The 1,805-nt window shown below is 56.8% G+C and carries 3 protein-coding genes; 2 read left to right on the top strand and 1 reads right to left on the bottom strand.

Features of this window, described 5'->3' with window-relative positions:
• A partial coding sequence (locus WCA53_RS30525) for a porin (RefSeq protein ID WP_423920236.1) occupies positions 1-183 on the bottom strand: 183 nt, incomplete at its 3' end.
• Between the two features lie 398 nt (positions 184-581).
• Here WCA53_RS30525 and WCA53_RS30520 point away from each other — a divergent pair.
• Together WCA53_RS30520 and WCA53_RS30515 are read left to right on the top strand one after the other, a co-directional pair.
• Entirely contained in the window at positions 582-1,505 is a 924-nt protein-coding gene (locus tag WCA53_RS30520; RefSeq protein ID WP_423920233.1) for a LysR family transcriptional regulator, read from the top strand.
• Between the two features lie 30 nt (positions 1,506-1,535).
• Positions 1,536-1,805: response regulator transcription factor (locus WCA53_RS30515; RefSeq protein WP_423920230.1), on the top strand; the 270-nt coding region annotated here is incomplete at its 3' end.

Genomic DNA, 1,805 nt, shown 5'->3' with positions numbered 1-1,805 from the left:
GTAGTTCGAGGCGTTGGTATACACGACCGGCTTGCCCGCCGCGCCGCTCGACTGCGCGACACGCTGGCCGCTGGTATAGCCCAGGCCTGCGTCGACAATACCGTACAACGTGACGCTGCTCTGAGCATGCGCCGCAATCGAAAATACGCCGCAAACCGCGGCTGATACTAAAATCTTCTTCATCTTTTACTCCACTTGAATAACGGGTTCCTCGCCAATGAGCATCGACACGCAACCTTCAGGACGCAGCGCTTGCGGTTCATGCGTGTCCGGCGAAGAAGGACCAAAGTCTACGGAGCAAGTCTGGCCACTCCCCGCGTTTAAAGTGAAAGTCTGACTTTCAATATCCGCAAGCCGCACTCTATTTTTCGCCGGGTCGCTGAATACATTGAGCTTTGCAAAGATGACGGCCACCCATGACGCTTAACGAACGATGCCCGTGTCTCGCAAACACCACGCATGTTGCGCGTCACGGCTAACGAACATGTCCTGAACTTAAATTTCACTTAATAAAGCTGGCGCGTTCTTGTTACTCAGGAAAGCAGATCATGCCTGCAGTCAAATCAACCAAGGCTATCAGCATGAACCAGCTTCAAGCGATGCGGGTCTTCACCCGCGTGGTGGATCTCACAAGCTTCAACCTCGCCGCGCGTCAACTGGGCATGTCGGCCGCCGCGGTCACGCGCAGTGTCAGCATGCTCGAAGCTCACTTGAACATGCGTCTGCTGAATCGCTCGACCCGGAGTATCTCGCTCACCGAAGCGGGCGCGAGCTATGTAGAGGGCTGCCGTACGATCATCGAACAACTCGACAGCATAGAGTCCGGCCTCGTACGGTCTACGAGAGAGTTGAGCGGAACGTTGCGCGTGGCTGCATCGACCACATTTTCAGCCTGTGGCCTGGGCAACTTGCTAGCCGCTTATCGCGCGTCGTATCCGCGTATCGGGTTCGACGTGACCACCTATGACTCATCGATCGAAATGATTGAAGGCGGCTTCGACGTCGGGTTTTCCGACGAACGGAACATGCCGAACTCAACGCTCGTTTCGAGGCAACTCACCGCGTTCAAGGAACTGACCGTCGCGTCGCCCGGTTATCTCGCCAAGCACGGAACGCCTGTTGATCCCGCAGCGCTGTCGAATCATCATTTACTGTCAGCTTCCGACAGCGTCGCGCGGACCTGGCAATTCTCAGACAAGAACGGCACCTATCGGGTGCCGACCGGCAACGCGCTGCACGCAACGAGCAGTGCCACGATCCGTTCTGCGGCGCTAGCCGACATGGGCATAGCGTTGTTGCCGGCACCCCTTGTCAAGGACGATCTCGCGAAGGGCCACTTACTGCCCATTCTCAGTCAGTTCGAGATTGCCGGAGGCACACGCCCAGTATCCATCCTGTACACCGGCCGCAATTATCTAGCCGCGAAAGTCCGGCATTTTATCGATTTTTCGGTAAGCCAATACCGTGCTCCCGAGAGCGTCATTGCGCTTCGGGCAGCAGCTTGACATGCGCCGGTTCACACGGAGATCTAACTAATGCATAAGGTACTTGCCATTGAAGACGACGAACTCATGGCACAGGAAGTGTCGCGAGCTCTTTCCGGTCCGGACTATTCCGTCCAGATCTCCCGCTCGGGTCGAGACGGAATTGTAAAGGCAGTAGGTGGCGAATTTGATCTTGTGACGCTCGATCGGATGCTCCCCGACCTGGACGGACTCTCCATTGTCACCACCATGCGGGGCGTCGGCATGACTACGCCCGTGCTGATTGTCAGTTCGATGGGCGATGTAGACGAACGCGTGCGG

The organism is Caballeronia sp. (genome assembly GCF_049581465.1).
Taxonomy (GTDB): Bacteria; Pseudomonadota; Gammaproteobacteria; order Burkholderiales; family Burkholderiaceae; genus Caballeronia.
The sequence above is the reverse complement of the archived record's forward strand: the minus strand, read 5'-3'. Positions and strand labels throughout refer to the sequence as shown.

Bases quoted from the DNA above. Each gene is read 5' to 3' on its own strand.
- WCA53_RS30520 (WP_423920233.1), top strand. From the start codon at position 582: ATGAACCAGCTTCAAGCGATGCGGGTCTTCACCCGCGTGGTGGATCTC.